The organism is Paenibacillus sp. J22R67 (assembly GCF_059692175.1).
In genome coordinates this window covers 15,759-36,471 of record NZ_JCAUAX010000017.1, presented here as the reverse complement: position 1 = coordinate 36,471, position 20,713 = coordinate 15,759, and the positions used below count along the sequence as shown (strand labels likewise).

The 20,713-nt window shown below is 48.6% G+C and carries 19 protein-coding genes; 3 read left to right on the top strand and 16 right to left on the bottom strand.

What is annotated here, in order from left to right:
- Position 1: 1 nt before the first annotated feature.
- The 4 genes from AC58VC_RS34980 to AC58VC_RS34965 all read right to left on the bottom strand — a co-directional run bounded on the left by AC58VC_RS34980 (position 2) and on the right by AC58VC_RS34965 (position 4,578).
- Complete coding sequence (locus AC58VC_RS34980) at positions 2-1,189, bottom strand: DUF4350 domain-containing protein (protein WP_497376100.1); 1,188 nt, start codon at positions 1,187-1,189, stop codon at positions 2-4.
- Positions 1,170-1,823, bottom strand: coding sequence for a DUF4129 domain-containing protein (locus AC58VC_RS34975; protein ID WP_497376098.1), 654 nt, complete (start codon positions 1,821-1,823; stop codon positions 1,170-1,172). Before AC58VC_RS34975 ends, AC58VC_RS34980 begins: the two co-directional genes overlap by 20 nt.
- Positions 1,813-2,844, bottom strand: coding sequence for a hypothetical protein (locus tag AC58VC_RS34970; RefSeq protein ID WP_497376096.1), 1,032 nt, complete (start codon positions 2,842-2,844; stop codon positions 1,813-1,815). Before AC58VC_RS34970 ends, AC58VC_RS34975 begins: the two co-directional genes overlap by 11 nt.
- Positions 2,845-2,976: 132 nt before the next feature.
- Positions 2,977-4,578 (bottom strand): sensor domain-containing diguanylate cyclase, encoded by a 1,602-nt coding sequence (locus AC58VC_RS34965; protein WP_497376094.1) that lies wholly within the window; start codon positions 4,576-4,578, stop codon positions 2,977-2,979.
- A gap of 184 nt (positions 4,579-4,762) precedes the next feature.
- Here AC58VC_RS34965 and AC58VC_RS34960 point away from each other — a divergent pair, with 184 nt between their 5' ends.
- The gene (locus AC58VC_RS34960) at positions 4,763-6,913 is read left to right on the top strand and encodes a DNA topoisomerase III (RefSeq protein WP_497376092.1); all 2,151 of its coding nucleotides are present in this window, start codon (positions 4,763-4,765) and stop codon (positions 6,911-6,913) included.
- A 54-nt stretch (positions 6,914-6,967) separates the two neighbouring features.
- On the opposite strand, the gene AC58VC_RS34955 is transcribed toward AC58VC_RS34960, so the two are convergent.
- The 4 genes from AC58VC_RS34955 to AC58VC_RS34940 all read right to left on the bottom strand — a co-directional run bounded on the left by AC58VC_RS34955 (position 6,968) and on the right by AC58VC_RS34940 (position 8,990).
- Positions 6,968-7,309: a hypothetical protein gene (locus AC58VC_RS34955; protein ID WP_497376090.1), complete on the bottom strand. Its 342-nt coding sequence runs from the start codon at positions 7,307-7,309 to the stop codon at positions 6,968-6,970.
- A gap of 103 nt (positions 7,310-7,412) precedes the next feature.
- Positions 7,413-7,883 carry a signal peptidase II gene (gene lspA, locus AC58VC_RS34950; protein ID WP_497376088.1) on the bottom strand — a complete coding sequence of 157 codons (471 nt, stop codon included), beginning with the start codon at positions 7,881-7,883 and terminating at the stop codon, positions 7,413-7,415.
- 181 nt (positions 7,884-8,064) lie between these two features.
- Positions 8,065-8,700 (bottom strand): HAD hydrolase-like protein, encoded by a 636-nt coding sequence (locus AC58VC_RS34945; RefSeq protein WP_497376086.1) that lies wholly within the window; start codon positions 8,698-8,700, stop codon positions 8,065-8,067.
- Positions 8,694-8,990 (bottom strand): hypothetical protein, encoded by a 297-nt coding sequence (locus tag AC58VC_RS34940; RefSeq protein ID WP_497376084.1) that lies wholly within the window; start codon positions 8,988-8,990, stop codon positions 8,694-8,696. Before AC58VC_RS34940 ends, AC58VC_RS34945 begins: the two co-directional genes overlap by 7 nt.
- Positions 8,991-9,153: 163 nt before the next feature.
- Here AC58VC_RS34940 and AC58VC_RS34935 point away from each other — a divergent pair, with 163 nt between their 5' ends.
- Together AC58VC_RS34935 and AC58VC_RS34930 are read left to right on the top strand one after the other, a co-directional pair.
- Positions 9,154-9,720 carry a CcdC protein domain-containing protein gene (locus AC58VC_RS34935; protein ID WP_497376082.1) on the top strand — a complete coding sequence of 189 codons (567 nt, stop codon included), beginning with the start codon at positions 9,154-9,156 and terminating at the stop codon, positions 9,718-9,720.
- Positions 9,721-9,906: 186 nt separating this feature from the next.
- A complete protein-coding gene (locus AC58VC_RS34930; RefSeq protein WP_497376080.1) occupies positions 9,907-10,194 on the top strand; it encodes a hypothetical protein in 288 nt (95 codons plus the stop codon).
- Between the two features lie 181 nt (positions 10,195-10,375).
- Here the strand turns inward: AC58VC_RS34930 and AC58VC_RS34925 are convergent, their stop codons facing one another.
- From AC58VC_RS34925 to AC58VC_RS34890, 8 genes are all read right to left on the bottom strand, one after another.
- Positions 10,376-11,416 carry a FecCD family ABC transporter permease gene (locus AC58VC_RS34925; RefSeq protein WP_497376078.1) on the bottom strand — a complete coding sequence of 347 codons (1,041 nt, stop codon included), beginning with the start codon at positions 11,414-11,416 and terminating at the stop codon, positions 10,376-10,378.
- Positions 11,413-12,438 (bottom strand): FecCD family ABC transporter permease, encoded by a 1,026-nt coding sequence (locus tag AC58VC_RS34920; protein WP_497376076.1) that lies wholly within the window; start codon positions 12,436-12,438, stop codon positions 11,413-11,415. The genes AC58VC_RS34925 and AC58VC_RS34920 overlap by 4 nt, the downstream gene beginning before the upstream one ends.
- Positions 12,439-12,517: 79 nt before the next feature.
- Positions 12,518-13,501, bottom strand: a complete 984-nt coding sequence (locus AC58VC_RS34915; protein ID WP_497376074.1) for an ABC transporter substrate-binding protein — start codon at positions 13,499-13,501, stop codon at positions 12,518-12,520.
- A gap of 136 nt (positions 13,502-13,637) precedes the next feature.
- Positions 13,638-14,972 carry an LLM class flavin-dependent oxidoreductase gene (locus tag AC58VC_RS34910; protein ID WP_497376072.1) on the bottom strand — a complete coding sequence of 445 codons (1,335 nt, stop codon included), beginning with the start codon at positions 14,970-14,972 and terminating at the stop codon, positions 13,638-13,640.
- 28 nt (positions 14,973-15,000) lie between these two features.
- The gene (locus tag AC58VC_RS34905) at positions 15,001-15,615 is read right to left on the bottom strand and encodes an RraA family protein (protein ID WP_497376070.1); all 615 of its coding nucleotides are present in this window, start codon (positions 15,613-15,615) and stop codon (positions 15,001-15,003) included.
- A gap of 76 nt (positions 15,616-15,691) precedes the next feature.
- Positions 15,692-17,644 carry an IucA/IucC family protein gene (locus tag AC58VC_RS34900; protein ID WP_497376068.1) on the bottom strand — a complete coding sequence of 651 codons (1,953 nt, stop codon included), beginning with the start codon at positions 17,642-17,644 and terminating at the stop codon, positions 15,692-15,694.
- Positions 17,644-19,464: an IucA/IucC family protein gene (locus AC58VC_RS34895; protein WP_497376066.1), complete on the bottom strand. Its 1,821-nt coding sequence runs from the start codon at positions 19,462-19,464 to the stop codon at positions 17,644-17,646. Before AC58VC_RS34895 ends, AC58VC_RS34900 begins: the two co-directional genes overlap by 1 nt.
- A 10-nt stretch (positions 19,465-19,474) precedes the next feature.
- Positions 19,475-20,713 carry an MFS transporter gene (locus tag AC58VC_RS34890; RefSeq protein ID WP_497376064.1) on the bottom strand — a complete coding sequence of 413 codons (1,239 nt, stop codon included), beginning with the start codon at positions 20,711-20,713 and terminating at the stop codon, positions 19,475-19,477.

Below are 20,713 nucleotides of genomic sequence, written 5' to 3'. Positions count from 1 at the left end.
CTCACTCCTTCTCCAAGTAGGCGATCATTTCGCCCATCTCCCGCGTTCGCTGCACGAACGCTGTCGTGCTCACGCCGCCGCTCTCTGCCGGCGGCTCCGCCAGCAGGCGCACAAGCTGCTCCGCTTGCGCCTCAGACATCCGGCCGCGCGCAGCTTCCGCGGCCTGCAAAGCACTAGCGCTGGGGCTAAGCCCCCAGCGCGATTGCAGCAGCTGCCGCAGGAACAGCTGCTGCTGCGCCAGCGCCTCGCGCCTGTAGCCGAGGCGCTCGTACCAAGCGGCGACGGCGTGCACGCCTTCGTCGCCGCGACGGACCGTCCACGCCCGCGGCGTGTGGACGGGGCCGAAGCGCTTGCCGCGCAGCCAGAGCCACAGCAGCAGCGCAAGACCAAGCTGCGCGCTTGCCAGCACGAGCCACGCGGGATACACGGCCAGCAGTCCTGGCTTCGTCCCGTAGCCGTGATGGGTCTCGTCGACCCACACGGCGTCCCAGGACTTCGCGAACAGCGGCCAGATTAATTCGAAATGGGACGCCTCATCAATCGTCCCATTCTGCAACCACGTCGGGGTTAGCACCATCGTGATGCTGCCCGCCCCTTCCTGTACGCGGCTGGCGAGCACGCCGCGCTCATCTTCGAACAGCGCCAGCCCACTGCCTCCAGGCTGAATCCGATAAGTGGTATCAACTTTGCCTGTCAGCATCCCCTCCGCTGACGCATAACCCGCCGAAACGCGAATCGTTGAGGCAGTTGCATCCTGTTTGTCCGTTCTATCCTGTCTATCCTCTTTATCCAGCATATCCCGTCTATCCTTCGCCTCATCCACCTGAACCGTCCCCCAAGACGCCCAGCCCTGAGGATCACGATCCAAAATAATCGCATCATTCCCCGCCTGTACCCATTTCAACAGATACTCCCGATCGGACTTCGTCACAGCGGACGGCTGTACAGCGACCAACAGCATCGAGGTACCGCTAGGCAAATGCTTCCAATCCAGCCGCCATTCCTTAACGGCGGACTGCTTAGTGCCAAGCAGCTCTTTCCAAGCTTTGGTACCATCTACATCTGCAGAAAAGGAAAGATTCGCTGGTAAGTCCGGCAGCTTTGGCTTCACGAGCCAGTACCCTAGTGCAAGAAACAGCACGATGCTAAGGGCTAGTCCGACATGTTGCTTATTCAGCCCTTTCGTCATCCGCGGTTTCCTCCTTCCTGGCGATAACTCTAGCTACCTGTTCATACAACCATGTGAACTGCTGCTCAGTTACGGCTTCTTTTCCGTACCAAATTCGTTCAAAAAGCAGCGAACTCTCCTGGAACAAAGGAACTAGTGATGAAGCCGTACCCGTCAGCTCCTCCGTATATTCCCAGTTTGTTTTCCATTTTTCCACACTGATCAAGCGCGCATCTTCCATATAAAACAGAAGCGACAGAAAGACGGAGCGCACTCCCTCTCTCCAATCACCTATTCCCTTAAGCTCCGATGCTTGCTGCCAGTAATAGCGGTACGATCTGCTTGCTTCACCTTGCGGCAAAAACGTTTCCGAACGGACCCGCTTTTGCCATATGATTTGTTTCAGGAACCAGTAAATTGCAAAAGCTGCAATACCCAACAACAGTATAGCTACTCCTACAGTTAACCAGTCTGTAACCGAATCAGATACCTCAAAATGAGGCAGCCAGCTCCGTACTTTTCGAAAAACTGGCTCCAGCCATGACCACAGTGAGCCATTCTTTTTGGCTTCATAGGCTGTGTATTCATCCTGTTTCAATATTTGCAGCAATTGCTCTTTGTCGTCCTGTAAAGAAATTACGAAACTATAACTCATTCTTTTTATCCAGATCAATAGGTAGATAGTCTGCTGAAGCATCTGGGATCGTACTATCGATCAAAGACTGTAAGCCCAATCCCTCGTTGCGCACCCTCAGGTCAAAGAAACTAACCGCATACGGCAGGAACCACAGCGACATAACCAGTATAGAAATCAAGCTTTGCAGCAGCTGCGCCCCAAGTCCTAACCCCAAAGTAGCGGCAATAACAAGCTGAACGACGGCTAGAAACAAATACAATATGAGAGTAAGCACAATGTACATCCCAAATAAACGCCAAAAGCTTTTACGCGTTAAGCCCCAACTGCGGCCAATGCCAATCGATTCTTCTCCCAGAGCTACATAAGGTAAGTAGTAACTCCAACGAATCATAAAATAAGCAAACGTGAACAGCGCTCCCAGTCCAATAATGACAAAAAACACAATGCCAAAAGCTACCGCACCGCCACCAAACCCGCCTACACTGCTTGAGAAGCTTCCGCCAACTGCAAAAATGAATACAAAGATAATAGCAATAATGGCCATTCCGAAGTAAAAGCCGAACATAATAAGTCCGAATAAGAACGTACTACCTGCCATCGGCCAAAAACGAGAAAATGATTTTTTTAATAATTGCCCTAATCCTGGTGTCTCTTCGCCATAAAAACTCGCCTTCACTAGATGAACAACGGATGCGATAGAAGCTGGCATAAGGCCTAAAATCAGAATCGGTGTCAACACCAGCACCAGAATGAGTATTTTCCCAATGTAGCCCTCACCGTGTAAAGTAGGATCATTTTGTAGGAACGAAGAGTTCGGTCCAAACATATCCTGCAGCGAACCGCCATTTCGAATTTGCTCAATAAAAGACCCCGATGTTGCCGCTGTTTCTTGGAAAGTCAGCAAATGCTGCAGTAGATAATAAGGACCGTATAAAATTAGCATGATGAACGTTAATACTACGAAGTGTTTGCGATATAATTGGAAACTGCGGTCTAACAATCTTCCAATTCCCATTGGTCTTGCACTTGCGTTTTGCATGGATAACCCCCCAAATGTTGGTAATTCTTTAACCCCTTGACTATTATACACTAATCCTTCAATATTCTGACTACTAAATTGTATGTTAAACCTGCTCAACTCCAAACCGAAAAAAGCCAGACCCATGAATGCTCATCGATCTAGCTCCACCCGATTTCGCCCCGCCGATTTTGCGCGATAAAGCGCATGATCCGCTCTGGAAATCATATCTTCAAGTACCATTGTGCCAAACTCCAGCTTGGGCGAAAATTCAGCAACACCGATACTCGTTGTTAACTGTACCGTCACCTGCTCATCGGAGTATGGCTTCGATTCAATACATTGCCGAATCTGCTCGGCCAGAAGAGCACTGTCATGCGCACTTTGACGGAGGCATACTAGAATAAATTCCTCACCACCATAACGCGCCACGATGGTATAGCTGCTTGCCAACTGTTTCAGCAAAGAAGCTACCTGTTGAAGAACACGGTCGCCCACCAAGTGCCCGTAGGTATCGTTCACTTTTTTAAAATGATCGATATCCATCATCATAACCGAGCATGTATAGCCCGCTGCGATACATGCCTTCAATTCTTCATTCCCTTCTGACATCACATATCGTCGATTAGGAATATCGGTCAGCTGATCGACTAACGCAGACTTCTCTAGCAGCGTAATGGTCGTATTAAGCTTGTCAGACATCAAATTAAATGTGTTAACCAACGATCTGAGTTCAATTGGAGCGTTCTTGATCTCATCTGCATCAATCTGGTAATGGTAGGTTCCTTTACGAATGTGTTGGGTGGCTCGGAGCAAATAGCGAATAGGTCGCTCAATGCGGGAAGCTATCGTGAGGGCTGCAAAGATGCTAAGAATTAATGCGATGAGGGAAATAATAATAATCGTCATACTTAGCTGATTTAATTTCTGAAAAACCTCTTTTTGTGTGATTTCACCTACGACAATCCAATTCTTCCCCGTCGACCACTGGTACTGACCGAAGACCTTTTTACCGTTAAATCCCGTATAGACATTGCTCGACGTTTTGCCGCTTTTCGCTTTCTCAATGATTTCGGAAGTTTTAGAGCTATTAAAGTTCGCCTCGTTCCTACTCAAGTTATCTGAGGCAGCCACGATTTGGCCTTTCACATCTAAGACATAAACCTCTCCTGTCTCACCAAAACGCAGCTGTTTCATGAGCTTATTCAGCATATCCAGAGTCACAACACCCATCACTACGCCTTTAAAATCATTCAAATCGCCAATCACCGGTGCTGAAAAGGTAATGATCGGTTTACCTGTCTCTCGCGAGATATCGACCCCCGAAATATAACTCCTACTTTCAATCGCATTCTTAAAAAACGGCCGGTCCCCTACATAGATAGCAGAGTCATTGCCTGTGTAGACGATCCCGTTCGGCTCGACGAAATTCAGTGTATCAAACTCCGAGTTAAGGCGTGTATAGTTATGGAATTCCTGTTTCAATTCTCCGATCTGATGAAATTTGGCATAATCAGAAAGGGCAAATCGCTCGACGGCATCCAGTTTTTCCTGATTCCATTTCTCAATATATAAACTTTGCAGTGTGATCATCTGTTTGAGCTGATCTTCCGCTTCATCTATTCGATTCTTCTTCTCTATCCAATAAAAGGGGACAATAATGGAAAATGCCAAAGCCAGGATAGCGACGCCAATCCACATTTGAAACCTCATTTTTATCGATTGACTGGAGAAATAAGCAAATTTGCGTCCCATTCTGGTCTCAGCTCCTTTCTTATCTCATAGGCTTATTATACCTTGTAATTAGGACAAAAACAGGCAGAATACATGATCGTTCGACATTATTCATCAGGGATATTCTCCCATATTCGAACACATTTGAAAAGAAAACTTCTTTCGCTTATGCTAATTTGTAATAAGAAAAGAGGTCATTATTCCAATGAAAATTCTTGTGCTAACAGAAAAACCAAGCGTCGCCAAAGAAATTGCCCGTGTCCTCGGCTGCAATCAGAAGCAAAAACACCATTATGAAGGCCCCAAATATGTCGTTACTTGGGCGCTCGGCCATCTTGTTACCCTCGCCGAGCCTGACGATTACGACCCCAAGTACAAAACCTGGAACCTGGAGGATTTGCCAATCCTCCCTGAGCGCATGAAGCTCAAGGTCATGAAAGAAACGTCGCATCAGTTTCGCGGCATCGAACAGCTGAGCCGGCGCGGCGATCTCGCCGAGCTGGTGATAGCAACGGACGCCGGGCGCGAAGGGGAACTCGTCGCCCGTTGGATTATGGAACTGATCCGCTGGAAGAAGCCGTTCAAACGGCTTTGGATCTCGTCGCAGACGGATCAGGCGATTCGTGAAGGCTTCGCGCAGCTGAGGCCTGGCACAGACTATAACCGGCTCTATCAGGCAGCCGTCTGCCGTTCCGAGGCCGATTGGCTGATCGGCCTGAATGTGACGCGCGCGCTGACCAGCAAGTTCGGCGCGTCCTTGTCCGCTGGGCGAGTGCAGACGCCCACGCTGGCGATGATGATAAGCCGCGAGACGGAAATCCGGGATTTCCGGTCTGTCGACTATTGGCTGATCGAAGCCGATCTGGGCTCTTTCCGCGCGGCGTGGCGAGACCCCAAAACAGGCGACTCGCGCATATTCGATAAGGAGCGCGCGGATGCGTTGAAGGCGAAGCTGCAGGGCCAAAGCGGCCGCATCGCTCAGGTTCAACAAACCGAGAAGCAGATTCCTCATCCGCTTGCTTATGATTTGACCGAGCTTCAGCGCGATGCCAACCGCAAGTTCGGCTTTTCGGCCAAACAGACATCGAACGTATTGCAAAGATTGTATGAACAATACAAAATCGTTACCTATCCTCGGACGGATTCACGTTATCTGACTTCGGATATGGCTCCGACGCTTTCAGGCAGACTGAAAGGCGCAGCGATTGGTCCCTATGCACCGCTCGCGGCTTCATTACTGCGTAAGCCTTTAACGATCACGAAGCGCATCATCGACGATAGCAAGGTATCCGACCACCATGCGATTATCCCGACCGGCGAAGCGATCTCGCTTGCAACCCTAAGCGCTGACGAGCGTCGGCTCTACGACCTGATTGTACGCAGATTCATCTCCTTATTCTATGGCCCTTGCCGCTACGATGAAACGAAGCTGACCGTCGAAATTGCCGGTGAGAAGCTGTATGCCTCAGGTAAAGTAGTCAAGCAAGCCGGATGGAAAGAAGTTTACGGCACGAACGATTTCTCTGATCCGGACCGGGAAGAATTAGACACGGATGACGATATGTCTCAGCTGCTGCCGCAGGCCAAAGAGAAGGACACCGTTACGGTTAAACAGGCTCATCAACTGAATCGCCATACCAAACCGCCTGGCAGGTATAATGAAGCTTCTTTGCTATCGCAGATGGAGAAATGGGGTCTCGGCACGCCGGCAACTCGCGCGGATATTATTGAGAAGCTGGTGTCTTCCGACACCATCGAGCGTCAAGGCTCTCAGCTCATTCCGACAGGCAAGGGCAAGCAGCTCATTGAGCTTGCTTCCGAAGAGCTGCGTTCTCCTGAACTGACGGCGCGCTGGGAACTCGAGCTCGAACGTATTGCCAAGGGCAAAGGAAGTATGGAACAATTTCTAAGCGGAATTCGGACAAAAGCTGTGGAATTAGTTAATGAGGTTAAGAAAAGCGACGCGGCCTATAAACCGCATAACTTAACGGGAAGCAAGTGCCCGGACTGCGGGGAATTTCTTCAGGAAGTTAAAGGCAAACGCGGGCGTTATCTCGTTTGCTCCAGCCGAGAATGCTCTTACAAGCGTGAGGCGGACGGCCAGCTGACCAATCACCGTTGTCCTCAATGTCATAAAAAAATGGAGATCCACACAGGGAAATCCGGCAAGTACTTCCAATGTCGTCCCTGCAACGTGGTGGAGAAAATTGATAATGAGGCCTCCGGCGGCGGCGGACGTCGTGCCTCGGCGAAGGCCAGTCGTCAACTCATCGAGAAATATTCCGATCAAACGGGAATCGGGAACTCGCTCGCTGACAAGCTGCTTGCCGCACTTCAGCAGAATAAGGAAGATTAGCATAGCATATACACACAAGAAACCAAGCAGAGACTTTCGTCTTTGCTTGGTTTTCTACTCTTCTGCTGGTTTAGATATTTTACCTTTTACCGCCAACTCCAACTGCTCTAAGCTTGTAATGCCTAGACTAATCAGAGCCTCTCCTGCTTCCATATGAACATTCGCTAATATATGCATACTTGTGTTAGGAACAAGTGATTTACGGAATTCATGAAATAACACAACATTATACGTTTTGAGCACCGTCATAAATTCAACCGTCGGAGTAACAAAACCGCGCATTCCAGAAGATTTCCAGAAGAAATCCCTCACATGGATAATGTCAGCGCCTGTTTTATTCAATTTACGGATCATGGCAAAAAAATCATCGATCAAAGCTTGTCTCTCCATACTCATACGACCATCTCCCAGACTAACATCAACAGCATCCATACTGTCGTAGAATAGGATACCACAAATAGTCCTTACGATCTATATAACATAGTATATTAGACCCAATTTATAAAACAGTTTTTTCTTTTCGGAAACCTCTTCGCCGTAGTGAGAAAAACATATCCAACACAAAACATATGACACCCAAATTAATCGCCAAATCCGCTAGATTCATGATACCATTCCCCGAACGGAAGACGATGAAATCCGTCACTTTCCCGAATAACAACCGTTCAATCGCATTGCCTATCGCTCCGCCGGCAAACAACGCTGCTCCGCACTGCAATAGAACGCCTTGCAGTCGTCCTTTCTTCCTGTAATATAAGATAGCTATGACAATAATGACAGCAAAAATGCCGAGATAACGCGCCCAACCCTGCAGCGAACTGCCTGCTGCTCCCGTATTTTGATAATGCGTAAACGAAATAATGTCTTTATAGAATGGCATGGATTCTCCCACCTTCAACATAGAACGAATCCAAACCTTAGAAATTTGATCAATGGCCGTAACCACAAAAAAGACGATATAAAATAACATAACACTCCCCCTACTTGAAAAATACTGCCTCAACACCATTTTACATGATGAATGGCCTGTACTGCGAATCTTACGTTTCCCCGCTGACCCATGCCCCTCAGTTAGAAACGCAAATAGCCGCCTCAGTCATGCCTAGGCAGCTACACACGGAGCGTTATGCGTTTATTCTTCATTCTCTCCATCAAGCTAAAGTCAGGAGTGTTTTCAACAGCTCCCCTGGGGTGTTTACTAAATAATCAGGTTGGCCTCTAAGCAGCAGCCGCGGGGCATCATACCCCCAAGTAACGGCGACGATCGGCACGCCCAACTTTTTGCAAGCCTCGATATCTCTTAATTCATCTCCGACATAAATCATTCGCGCAGGCGTTGTGCCCCACTGCTTCATAACTTTGCGTATGGCATGGTGCTTGCCGAAAAGAAGCTTCGCCGAGATCACTTCCTTGAAGGAGCCTTCCATCTTGTTATTTTTTAAAAACAACCGAATATTCGCCTCCGAATTGGAGGAGAGAATGGAGCTTTTCAGCCCATTGGAGGATAATCTAGCTATGACCTCCTTCATTCCCGGCACCACGTGAAGAGTGCGTATATTCTCTTGATACAGTTGTCTGCCAGCAATAACTAACTTAGGAATCTGCAGGGCTGGCACGCCCAACCGGTCGACCCGCTCCGCAATCGAAAGCGTTCTGAGAAGCGCAAGATCCTGTTCGCGTATCTTGCGAAATTGATGCTGCCCCGCTATTTCATTGTACAACTTAACAAGCAAAGCTCTGGAATCGACAAGTGTCCCATCAAAATCAAATAGGATATGTTTTACCATTCAGTTGTATATAGAAATAGGGCCGGCCCCTCAGTCGGCACTTCTTTAATTTGATTATTCGCGAATTCTTCAAGTGGATCTTTGGCGATATGCGGATTGCTGACGATGCGCAGGTCTTCCCATACGCAAGTTACCCCACGCCCATAGTCGTCTGCATTTCCAGCAAACATTTTACAACCCTGACAGAAATCTTTCTGCTGATTGGCATCTAGCTTAACAATTTTATTCCTTAGACAGCAGTAAATTTCATCGTCTGCATTACATACATTAACGTGAGTGATTAGAGCCATATGCATGTCAACTCCTTGCGGCACATTTTGTGTGTAATAGTAAGTTTATAGCACTACTATTAAGTGTATGACAGTTTTTTGTAAACGGAATAAGATTTTCTCATGACAAGCTGCCTAAATTTGCTACAATGAGTAAATGTTACGACCGATTGGAGGAACAACCATGCAAGATTGGACGCATTATGCCATCCCTATCGTGATCATTTGTTTTTTTATTTATCGCCGAACCAAACGCACCATAGGCTTTCAAAAGCTTGCCAAAGGACGGCTCAAATTCCGGCTTACGCTGTTCAGTATTCTGGGAATCGCCATTTTCCTGCTAGGCTTCATTCATCCCATCCATTTCATCGGCTACTTGATCGGCCTTGCAGCTGGCGTGGGACTGGGGCTCACCGCGATTCGCCACACCCGATTCGAGCATCGGGCTGACGGCTGGTATTACCGCACTCATCTATGGATTGAAGTTGCTGTCCTCGTGCTATTTCTTAGCCGCATTATCTATCGCGTGGCTTTCATTGCGCTTTCCCCGAATCCAACCAGCAGCTTGAATCCAGCTGATTTGACACAATTTACAAAAGATCCAGTGACAGCTGGCGTATTCTTCATCATCGTGTCCTACTACATCCTATTTTTCGGCTATCTGCTTCGTGAAGAGACCAAACTGGACCCAACCGCAGAGGTTTCAACTGTTAACGGCGACGAAAGTCCGGGTGCTCAAACTGTAAAATGAATAGACAGGGCTGTCCCTCAAAGTCTGAATTTATATAGACTCTCAGAGGGGCAGTCCTATTTGTTTTATGCGGAAGTGTTGGCGGCTCAAGGGATTCAAAATAAGCTAGAATACGACACCGCCATTCGAGCGACATTTTAGCCATAGTACGTTATTCTATGAAAAATGATTCATAGGAGGACAACCATGATGCGAGATTGGGAATTTCTTATAATGGGTGTGTTCGTTTTAGGTATCATGTTGTGCATGTTTATAGATGTGCTGATGAAGAACAAAGCGATGAGGTTCTCCTATCCAAATCAAAATGAAATAGAAAGTACGGCAAAGCCGGTCAAAGTTATTGAAGTGTTTGAGGGGCTTGCGGATTTTGAGGTGTTGAACGATCAACTGCTTGATCAGAAAAAGGAAGTCGTTTACCCGATGTATATCGATTGCAGCCGCAACACCCTTCAAGCGCAGCCGCCTGCGTGCTGATAGGTTTTTCCAGTTAAACACTAACGAGCCCATAAACAAAAAGAAATAACGGGAGCAACTCCCGTTATTTCTTTCCACGCTACCAAGAACAGACGGACAACTCCGTCCATTCCCTCACTTTAATCTTGTTTATCTCCATCCTTCTACTCTCTCCGCCCACCTTAACGGTGAACCCCTATCCTCATCGATTCCGATTCCGATACAGCAGAAAGATAAAAAAAGGAGCGCCAATGGCTGCCGTAAACACACCTGCCGGAATATCCAGCGGGGGAAAAGCCGTTCTTGCCACCGTATCGGAGATCAACATCAAGAGGCTGCCTATCAGCGCTGAGACGGGGATCAACCCTCCATAAGAGGGAGCGACCAGCTTTTTCGCAATATGCGGAGAAATTAATCCTACGAAGCCAATCGCGCCCGCAACCGCCACGGCCGAACCCGCCAGTGCCACGCTGATGAACAGCAAGAAGAAACGATGAAGCTGTACCCTGGCTCCCAACCCTGCAGCCAGATCATCCCCCATCTCCTGCAAGTTAATATGTCTGGCAAAATAGAGCGCCATTGGAATGAACACAATGACCCAAGGCAGCAAAGTGTACACGTTGTCCCAAGAAGCGCCGTAGACGCTCCCAGTCAGCCATGTATAAGCTTTGGTCGCTGAATTCATAGGGCTGAGCACGATCATTAACATCGTTAATGAACTCGTTGCTGCCGAAATCCCAATCCCGATCAGGACAAGCCTCGTTGGTGTAACACCTTTATGCCATGCCAATAAATAAATGATAAGAGACACTATGGCTGCCCCTACAAAAGCAGCTACAGGCATCCAATGAATGCTCACAGTACCTGCAAAATAAGTAATGAACGCAACGGCCGCAAGTGTCCCTCCTCCGGTTACGCCAATAATATCGGGTGAGGCAAGTGGATTACGGATCATCCCTTGCAGTATCGATCCTGCAACACCTAGCGAAGCACCTACGAGGATGGCCACGATAATCCGTGGAAGCCTTAACGTTCCGATTACCAGTTCATGCTGCGGGGTGCTTTTTCCGAAGATCGTTTTCAACACATCCTGCGGTGAAATGAACGTACTGCCAAGGCCCGTACTAATTAAGAACAGCACGATGGTCAGCAGGGTAAGACCAGAAATAACTAGTAGTGTTCTCTGGTGTAAAAGAAAGGAAAATCTGCCGGTTTTGCTTCGATAAACGATTAATTGCCTCATGATGTCGCTCCTTTCGAGCGCAGTCCTTTTCTAGCCGTATAGACAAAAAACGGCACACCGATCAAAGCCGTCATAATACCGAGCGGCACCTCTCCTGGCATGATGACGAACCGTGCTACAAGATCGGCCAGAAGTAGGAGAACAGCCCCCAAGACAGCACAATAAGGAATCACCCAACGATAATCAATGCCGACAATAAACCTGACAATATGCGGAATGACGAGGCCAACGAAACCAATCGAACCGGCGACAGCCACCGAGCTTCCCGCTAATAGAATCACGATTATGGCAGTAGTCACTTTAACTAATCCAAGCTTCTGTCCGAGCCCCCTGGCAACATCATCCCCCGAAGCAAGGATGTTAACGGGATGTGCCATTATCAGCGCTGTAACGGCGGCAACTAGCATATAGGGGAGCACCGGAACCAACGTATCCAAGTTCTTGCCTGCCACCGATCCGGCTAACCAAAACATAACATTCTGTAGAGTTGCCTCGCGGACGACTAACATTCCTTGGGTAAAAGAGCTGAACAAAGCCGTCATTGCTGAACCGGCCAATACAATTTTGATCGGCGTCAGTCCCTCTCTCCCTAGAGAACCGAGGAAATATACGGCGAAAGCAGCAATACCTGCGCCAGCAAAAGCTACCCAAATCAATTGGTCAATTGATGTAAGCGGGAGGAATGTAATCGCGATAACGACACAAGAAACGGCGCCTGCATTAATGCCGAATATACTCGGGGACGCTAACGGATTCCGTGTCAGTGCCTGCATGAGCGCACCTGCAACAGCTAAATTTCCTCCAACCAGTGTAGCGAATAGTGCCCTGGGAATCCGGGTCGTTCGAATGATCACTTGTTCGTTCGAATTTACATCGTAATGAGTCAACGACTGTATAACTGATGTAAGGCTCGTATGCGATGAACCGAGCACAACGCTTAGTACAAACGATACTAGCAAAAGAACAATGCCAAACACCAAACCCAGTGCTTTATAGGGTGTCTGGTGCAATAATGGTCTCACAGGGATCCTCCTCTTATAACTTGCTGTAAAATTAAGCAAAGGCCGTTGACATAGAAGGTCAACAGCCTCGGCATTGCAATTATTTAGTTACACCATAGAATTTATAGAGATCATCAATCACTAGAACTGCTGCTAATGGGCCGGAACCGTTATTCCACGTCGCTGCGTTAACTTCGAATACTTTGCTTGCTTTAACAGCTCTCAAATTCTTCCACAGCGGAGAGTCACTCCAACTTTTCCTTAACTCCAAGCGTCCATCTGTACGATTCGCCGTTTGGTCAAAAATGATGTCTGCATCCATCTGTGTGATATTCTCTTTGGATTGCAGTTGAATTCCCCACTCTTTGCCCCGTTGGTTGGCTGGACGCGTGATGCCGAGTTCCTCTAGGACAGATGCTGAGAATCCTGTGTACACGATACGGGCATGATCCACACGGAAGTCAACGATACCGGCTTCCAGTTTCAACTTATCTCCCATTTTCCCTTTAAAATCGGTTACTTTTTTATTCCAGTCAGCCAAAAATTTCGTTTCGGCATCCTTCGTATTCGTCGCTTCAGCTGTCAATTTCAACGAGTCTTTCCAGAAATACACGTCTTCCGTCATAACCGTTGGTGCAATGGCTTTTAATTGCTCATAAATTTTCTCATCACGAAATTTACTTCCGATAATAAGATCCGGCTGCAGGGCAACCAATTTCTCCAGGTTCGGCTGGTTTTCCGACCCCAGGTTCGTTACGCCGTCCATTTTGTCCTTGATATAGTTGTACCAAGGCTGCTCGATCCATGCCTCGACCGCTCCAACCGGCTTCACGCCTAATGTCAAAGCAGCATCCGTCGCCCCTTGGAACAAAGTAACGACTTTCTTAGGCGTTCCTTTGATTTCCGTCGTTCCCATTGCATGCTTGATCACTCTTACGCTATTCGCGTCCGCAGTGGCCTGCGCTGGCGCTGGCGTTTGTGCTGCTGCCGGAGCCGCTTCCTGCTTAGGCTGACATCCTGTGAAGATGGCTGCCATTGAAAGCATTGCAGCAAGTACCAGTGTTACTTTTTTTTGCCCTACCATTTCTGTTAATCCCCCTAATATATATTCGATCAATGATATTGATTCTCATTCTTATTATACGGAAGTACCTCGTAATGAAAATGGACATTCGCGACCACTTTTTTGGACTTTTCTGACAACCACACTTCCAAAACCGCTAACTACGCGTAACTAGCTCACGATCAATTGTTAAGCCCAAATGCTCTCTCAACGTTGAACCTGTATATTCCTTGCGATAGATGCCCCTGTTCTGAAGTTCGGGAATGACCTTATTCACAAAGTCATCCAAGCCTCCCGGCAGCAAAGCAGGCATCAAATTAAACCCGTCGGCCGCCCCGTTGACTAGCCAACGCTCCATTTCATCTGCAATCTGCACGGCAGTTCCTGCAAAGGTAAAATGCCCCCTGCCCCCGGCTGTCCGAATAATCAATTCTCGAATCGTCAGGTTTTCCCGGCGTGCCAGGTCAACGTATAGTTGGAACCGTGCTTTCTGCCCTTGTATCTCGTCAATGGATGGAAGATCCTCCAGCGGTACAGGACCATCCAGCGGATATTGAAACAAATTGATTTTGAGCAGATCCGACAGGCTCCGGATGCCATATTCCGAAACAGCCAGCTCATTCAGCTCTCTCTCTTTAGCTTTAGCCTCCGCTTCCGTATCTCCTACAAAAGGAATAAACCCAGGCAAAATCTTTAATTGGTCCTCAGAGCGCCCAAACTGCTTCAATCTGCTTTTCACATCTGTATAAAAGGCAATCGCTTCCTCCATCGTGTTCTGCGCCGTAAAAATGACTTCCGCCAGCTCGGCAGCAAATTGCTTACCATCCTCGGATGAACCGGCTTGCACCAAGACAGGATGCGTTTGCGGAGAACGCGGGATGTTCAAAGCCCCTTTTACAGAGAAAAATTCACCAGTAAACTCAGCGCCTTGAATCTGGCTGACATCGGCATAGATACCTGACTGCTTATCAATTACTAGCGAATTTTCCGCCCAACCCACCCACAGCCGCTTAACAACCTCCACGAATTCCTTGCCACGGTCGTAGCGGACTTTATGGTCCAAATGATGCTCCCTGCTGAAATTATGCGCAGTTGCATCCCCTGTCGACGTCACGATATTCCATCCCGTACGACCTCCGCTAATGTGATCAAGAGAAGCGAACTTTCTCGCAATATGGTAGGGTTCGTTGTAGGTTGTCGAGGCTGTTGCCGTCAGTCCGATACGTTCAGTCACAGCCGCAATCGCCGATAAAAGCGTGAACGCTTCAAGCTGGGGAATGACCCGATATTTAATTAACGGGGTTAATCTGTATTTTTCAGCTAAAAAGATTGAATCCATTTTGCCGCGCTCGGCGGTTTTGGCCAGCTGTTGGTAATAGCCCAGACTTGTCGCCAGCTCTGGGTGCGCCTCTGGGTGCCGCCATGAGGCTTCATGATGGCCTGTGCTCAAAATAAATAAATTCAAATGCAGCTGTTTCTTCGATTCCTTCACTCCTATCACCTCATATACTTAAATTTATTTATGACGGCAGTATATAGCCGTATTCTTTTCTTCTCTGCTCTTCTTTCTGCTGTTTCTCCAAAGCCTTCAAACCGATTTCCATCGCCTCGCTCGGATTAATAACGAACACACCGTCATCGTCCCCAACGATTAAATCGCCGGGCTGAATACTTACACCGAAGACGCTAACAGGCGTATTGACCTCGCCTTCAAGCTTCAGTGTCCGAGTCGTAAGTGCGCTAATTCCCTTGGAATAGACGGGAAATCCGAGCCCTGTAATCGCGCGAACATCCGCAGCGCAGCCGGAAACGACCACACCGGCAACCTTTTTGGCAATCGCCGCATAGGTTCTGAACTCTCCCCAGCAAGCGCGCTGCTCATCGCCGGACATGTCAATGACAAGCACATCCCCGGGCTGCACCAACTCCATAGCCCTGGTAATAGCGCTGGAGTCAATATGCGGAGTACGCACGGTTACAACGTTTCCGAGCAGCCGAATCGGCCTGAACAACGGCTGAGCGCCATGCAGGAAACCGAAGTCTGTCAAATGACCAATAGTGGAAGGACTAATCTCTTTATATAGCTCAAGAAGTTCCGGCGTAACACCTTGTACCCTAGGTTGAATACGAAACATAAATGATCTCTCCTATCCTTATCGTCCTTAATGTCCATAACATCCTTAACATCCTTCAAGTCCTTAACATCCTTAATTATCCGCGACTCGTTAGCTGCACTTCTTTGCTCAAGTCCTGCGCCTGATGCGTCTCAGTCAAAACATGAAACGGATTCGCCACTTCACCTTGACCGTAAGGCATGCTGCCTGGAACGCGCAGCGCCTGCTTTTTCAGGAGCGGACGCACAATCTGCTTCCAAGGCCAAACAGCCTTAACGAACAACGCGTCATTCAGAACGTCGGCTACCTCAACCGGCACATCCGCTTTCTGGATAGCTTCCTCCAAGCATGTTTGAAGCTCTTTCCACAACGAAGCTTCGCTCAAACCGTAGTATTGAGAAACGCTTCTCAGTATCGCATAGCTGTTCACTTGGATGCCGAGCATTTGGAAGAACGTCAACAGCTTTTGCGGCTGATCGTGATACAACGAGTTCGGATAACCCGCACGCAGCGTATAGGCTGGATCCTCAAGACCGTTTGCGTTTAACCAAGGCACATGCACACGCAGCGCATCATGATCGCGAAGCAGCAGCCCTTCGATTTTGCCTTGCTTCCAAACCAGCACACAGTTTTGACCGTGTACTTCCGGCATCATACCGAGCCGGAACAGACGGAAGATGATCTCGAAGTAGGACACCAGCACTTCACGAAACAGCTGAACGGCGGCATCGGCACTTTGGTCCGCTCCAATCAGCTTTAACCACTCATCGAAGATGTGGCCGTTTTCCGCTGATTCATGAACAGATAGCGCCGACATGGGCAGCAAGCGAATATCAGCATCCTGCACGAGCTCGGCTGGATATTCCCGAATCATCGTTGATAAATGTCTTGGATAGTCGGCGAACAAATCCCGATCTTCCGGCAAATACGCCCACCATTTCGTTTCATCGCATAAAAACAGCTTTTGCGTCAGCACGGCATCCCGCTCCACGGCTTGTCTCATCAGTGACTCCGCTTGCTGACCGTTCATCAGCTTAATCGCCGACAGATAACGAAGTCCGCCCAGTGAATAAATGCCTAACGGCAGCTTCACATGATAAGGGCTCTCCACTTCCGGCATTAAAGAACGCACAGATGAAGTTGCGTAGAAGGTGCCCGTTTCTGTCTCCAAAGGAATACAGATCTTCTCTTCGAGCTCCCTTTTAATCTGGTCCGGCAAAATCGCAGACATTTGCCACGGATGTACCGGGATAGCCGTATACGCGCCTTCGCCTAAACCGCGCCTATCCAGCTCGGCACTGATCTGGTTTCGCTCTTCGTCCGTGAGCAGCAGATCTACAGGGAACAACTCCTTCCCCTCCTCAATTCCGGACACGACGTAATCTTGCTTCACAGCCATCCAGTTCAGCTTGATCGGACGTCCGAATTCCGCCGTGTAGCTGCTGCATTCATCATAGACCCATCCTTGCTTCACTTTGGACACGGGGTGAAAAGGTCTGTCACGGTAAGCCGCTTTGCGCTCTGCCTCCAGCAGAGAAGCCGCCTGCGGCAGTCCGAGAATATGCGCGCTCGGCTGCTCATTTTCAAGCGAAAACGAGGTTTGCAGCAGCGTTTGTTCGATCATATGCAGGAACTTTACCGCCCCATATGGATCGACCGCCACCGGATCATTCGCATAAAGAGTCACAGCATGCTCCATAAATTCCAGCGGACCAAGTCTGGATAGTTCTTTTCCTTGCCTCACTTTGTACACACCGTAGGAAGCTTCAAACCGATATGGCTGTGTGATCGCTTTGCTCGCAGGAAACACGATCACAGCATCCTCCAGCTGCCACCGGTATACATGAGTTGCCTGCCCTGCTTCCTCAGTTCCAAACGGCTCCTGAACCATTTTCAACAGATCATCCTGCGAGGCAATTGAAGCCCACTCTTCTTTGGATAACAGCTCTATAGAGACATGACCATCTAGAAACTGTTCCGCCAGTAAAGCATTCACCAAATCCTCCATTACCCTATGTTCAGCCTTATTGCCCGTAAGTTTGTTTGGCATTATACACGGCCTCCTTGTGAGAAACGATATTGTGCTAAGGGGTTCGGAACATGCTTCGGATCAACTTCCATGTCCTTCCATAACCTTCTTCGCGCTAATTGTTCGATCCGAATGGTATCGGAGAAGAGATCATACTTTTCAAAATTAGCCTCATGCTCGGGATGCTCCTGTTGATACTGCTCAATCACATCGGCGACCATTTGCCAAAACTCTGTCTCTTCCAGCCCATAACGCTCGTTCAAAAATATCCCGATATCGCCTAAACACACAAAGAAAAAGGCGCTATGCAGAAAATCTTTCACGGCATCTAAATCATCCGTTTGCATATAGGAATGCCGGTTGATTGCCCGGTGGGCAGCAGGTTCTGAGTTCAGCTCTGGACAAAACTCCGGCTGTGGAAGCTGCGCCTTAGAGAATCGCAGGCCATCGTGGAAATCCTTCAACGCCAGTCGAGCTGGCAGGCCGTCTTTATGGATGAGCACGATATTTTGAGCATGCGACTCCATCGCCAGTCCGTGCGCATACAGCATGTGAATAAGCGGGGTTATGGCAACATCAAGCAGCTGGCGCGTCCATGCTTTGAGGCCATATTGCTGCACCCACGGTTCAATGAATGGCTGCTGACCGTCTATATACGTAACTGAACTCAGCGGAATGGCGGCTTCGCCGTCTTTCAAGAAGCGGTGTACGCTTTGTCTCCACACGACCCCCAAATTCCCATAAGCTTGCGGTTGCAAGTCGGCTGGAAGCTTATCATATTCATAGGTGATACCTGCAAATTCAGCCAGAAAAACAAGATCAAGCTTCTTAGCCGTCTCATCTTTTTCTGTCAGCGACAACAACCAGCGTGAAACAAGCGGTGCATTCAAGATCGTATGCTTCGCGAGCATGCGTCTGGTCGATGTATTCGTAATATTCAGCGCCATTTTCAAATAAGCTTTCTTTTTGTTCGATTGATTCGCCCAACTACGAATGGATTGCTGCGCACGGTACACATCTTCTCCAGACCCAAGCTTCACAATCGTAGAATCTGCTAGCTGCTGCTGAAATGCGGAGGTAATCATGTGCTCCCACTGCCATGGATGAACAGGCATGAACAGGTAGTCGGCCGCATTCAGGCCTTTGTCGGTCAATATCGTCTCGAACTGGCTATAGGTTTCACGACCAAGCTCATGCTGGATCATGTCTCGGTAATCTTCCCCGTCCAGAAGCGAAAGCTGACTATAAGCCTTGGCAACAGCCAGCCATACAGGCTGCAGATCTTGATTAAACTCAGGACCGTAACGTGCATTCTCCTCTAGGCTAAAGCCGATTCGAGATTTATAGCATGGGTGATACGGATGTCCGTCCAGCAAGCTTTCCAACTCATCATAGCTGCGCTGCTGCCCCGAATGCGGCACAGATGCCCGGTAACCCTGAGCCTGCACATCTTTCACGAACGTGCTTTGCAGCTCTTCAAGCAGCATGCCCAGCCGTTCTTGATCTGGTTGAATCTGGCCAAGCACTTCCAGAACGAATTGAGACACCTGCGCAGCGGCCCAATCTTCATTCCCCTTCTGGCGTTTGATCGTATCTCTGGCTAACCGGATGCGGTCAAAGGTCATTTTTCTTTTTGCCTGAAAACGGTAGGTAACGGTCTCCCCATCAGCCGCTTTCCCTTGCAAAGCAAGCTCTCCATCAAATCCGGAAGCCGGTACTCCGCTCAAGGGGATGACAATTTGCTCATAAAGAACGGCTTCGATTAACTGCCCAAGCACCCGTTCCTCTACTTTTTTATCCAAATCAGCTTGATTGGCTGGTACCCATTGTGTCGTATTCATTTGCTACACCTCATTTGATTATTTCTTGACCGCCTGCTAGGGCAGCCAATTCCTTACGCGGCGTGATGTGCGGAAACACTTTCATTTTCATCCAAATGTTACTCATGATAAGCAATCCGGCTGCACACAGAAAAATCATCGGCAAACCAAAGTTCGACGCTATGACGCCCATACCGAGTGACCCTGCCAAACCGCCAAGCAGCACAGCGCAGTTAACATAACTGTATGTCCGGCTCTCCATGCCTACCGGCGCATACTGCCGAATCAGCACATTCATCGATGGCATCATGCCGCCAATGCAAGCGCCGGTGCAAAATCTTAATACGATTAACTGCCACAATTGGTGGACAAACGCCTGCGGGATTGAACATACAATCGCACCAAGTACCGCATAGATAAAAACTCGATGCGAACCGAATTTATCGCCCAGCTTACCCAGGTACGGAGCAGTAATCATATTGGCTATCCCCATGGATGCCGAGGTTATCCCTGCCAAGACGACCAGATTATCTGATCCAATCGCCAGATGCTGTACATACAGCGGAATGAGCGGTAGTGTGCCGATCATGGCCGCCCTTAGTATTGCGGAGGAGACGAATAGCGAGGCAATTGGCTTTCTAGCCACAATCATTTTGAAATCCTGAATCAGATCCGTTTTCTTCTCGGTTTTCACTTTCTTCTCGAACGTTTCCTTAACCCCGAAAATAACGATTAATGCTGCCACAAAAATGCTGATCCCGGTATAAAAGAAGACCTCTCTCAGACCAAAATGGTCGGCCATCAAACCGCCCAGCAGCGGCCCGCAGATCGTACCAGCCACCGCCCCAGAGTGTAAAATGCCCAGCGCATATCCACTGCGGTCCTTGGGTGTATTCGTTGCGGTGAGGGCGATAGCAGCCGGTCCAAACCCTGAAAGAACACCATTGACGAGACGCAGCAACAGTAAATGCACAGGGCTGGTTGCAACACCCATCAGCGTAATCGTAATCGCCATGCCGATGCCGGATCGGACGAGCATAACTTTGCGGCCATAACGGTCAGCCAGCTTCCCCCAAAGCGGGGAGAATAGAAAGGCGGTTAACAGGTTCGCCCCATAGATCATGCCGGACCAAAAAAGCACTTTTTTCGGATCCGTAAGTCCAAGATCTTGCAAGTAAAGCGGTAAAAAGGGGGTAATACTGCTCGTTGAGGCCATGGCCATAAATTGACCGACGTATAGAATGTAAAGATTTCGTTTCCACTTCTCCAC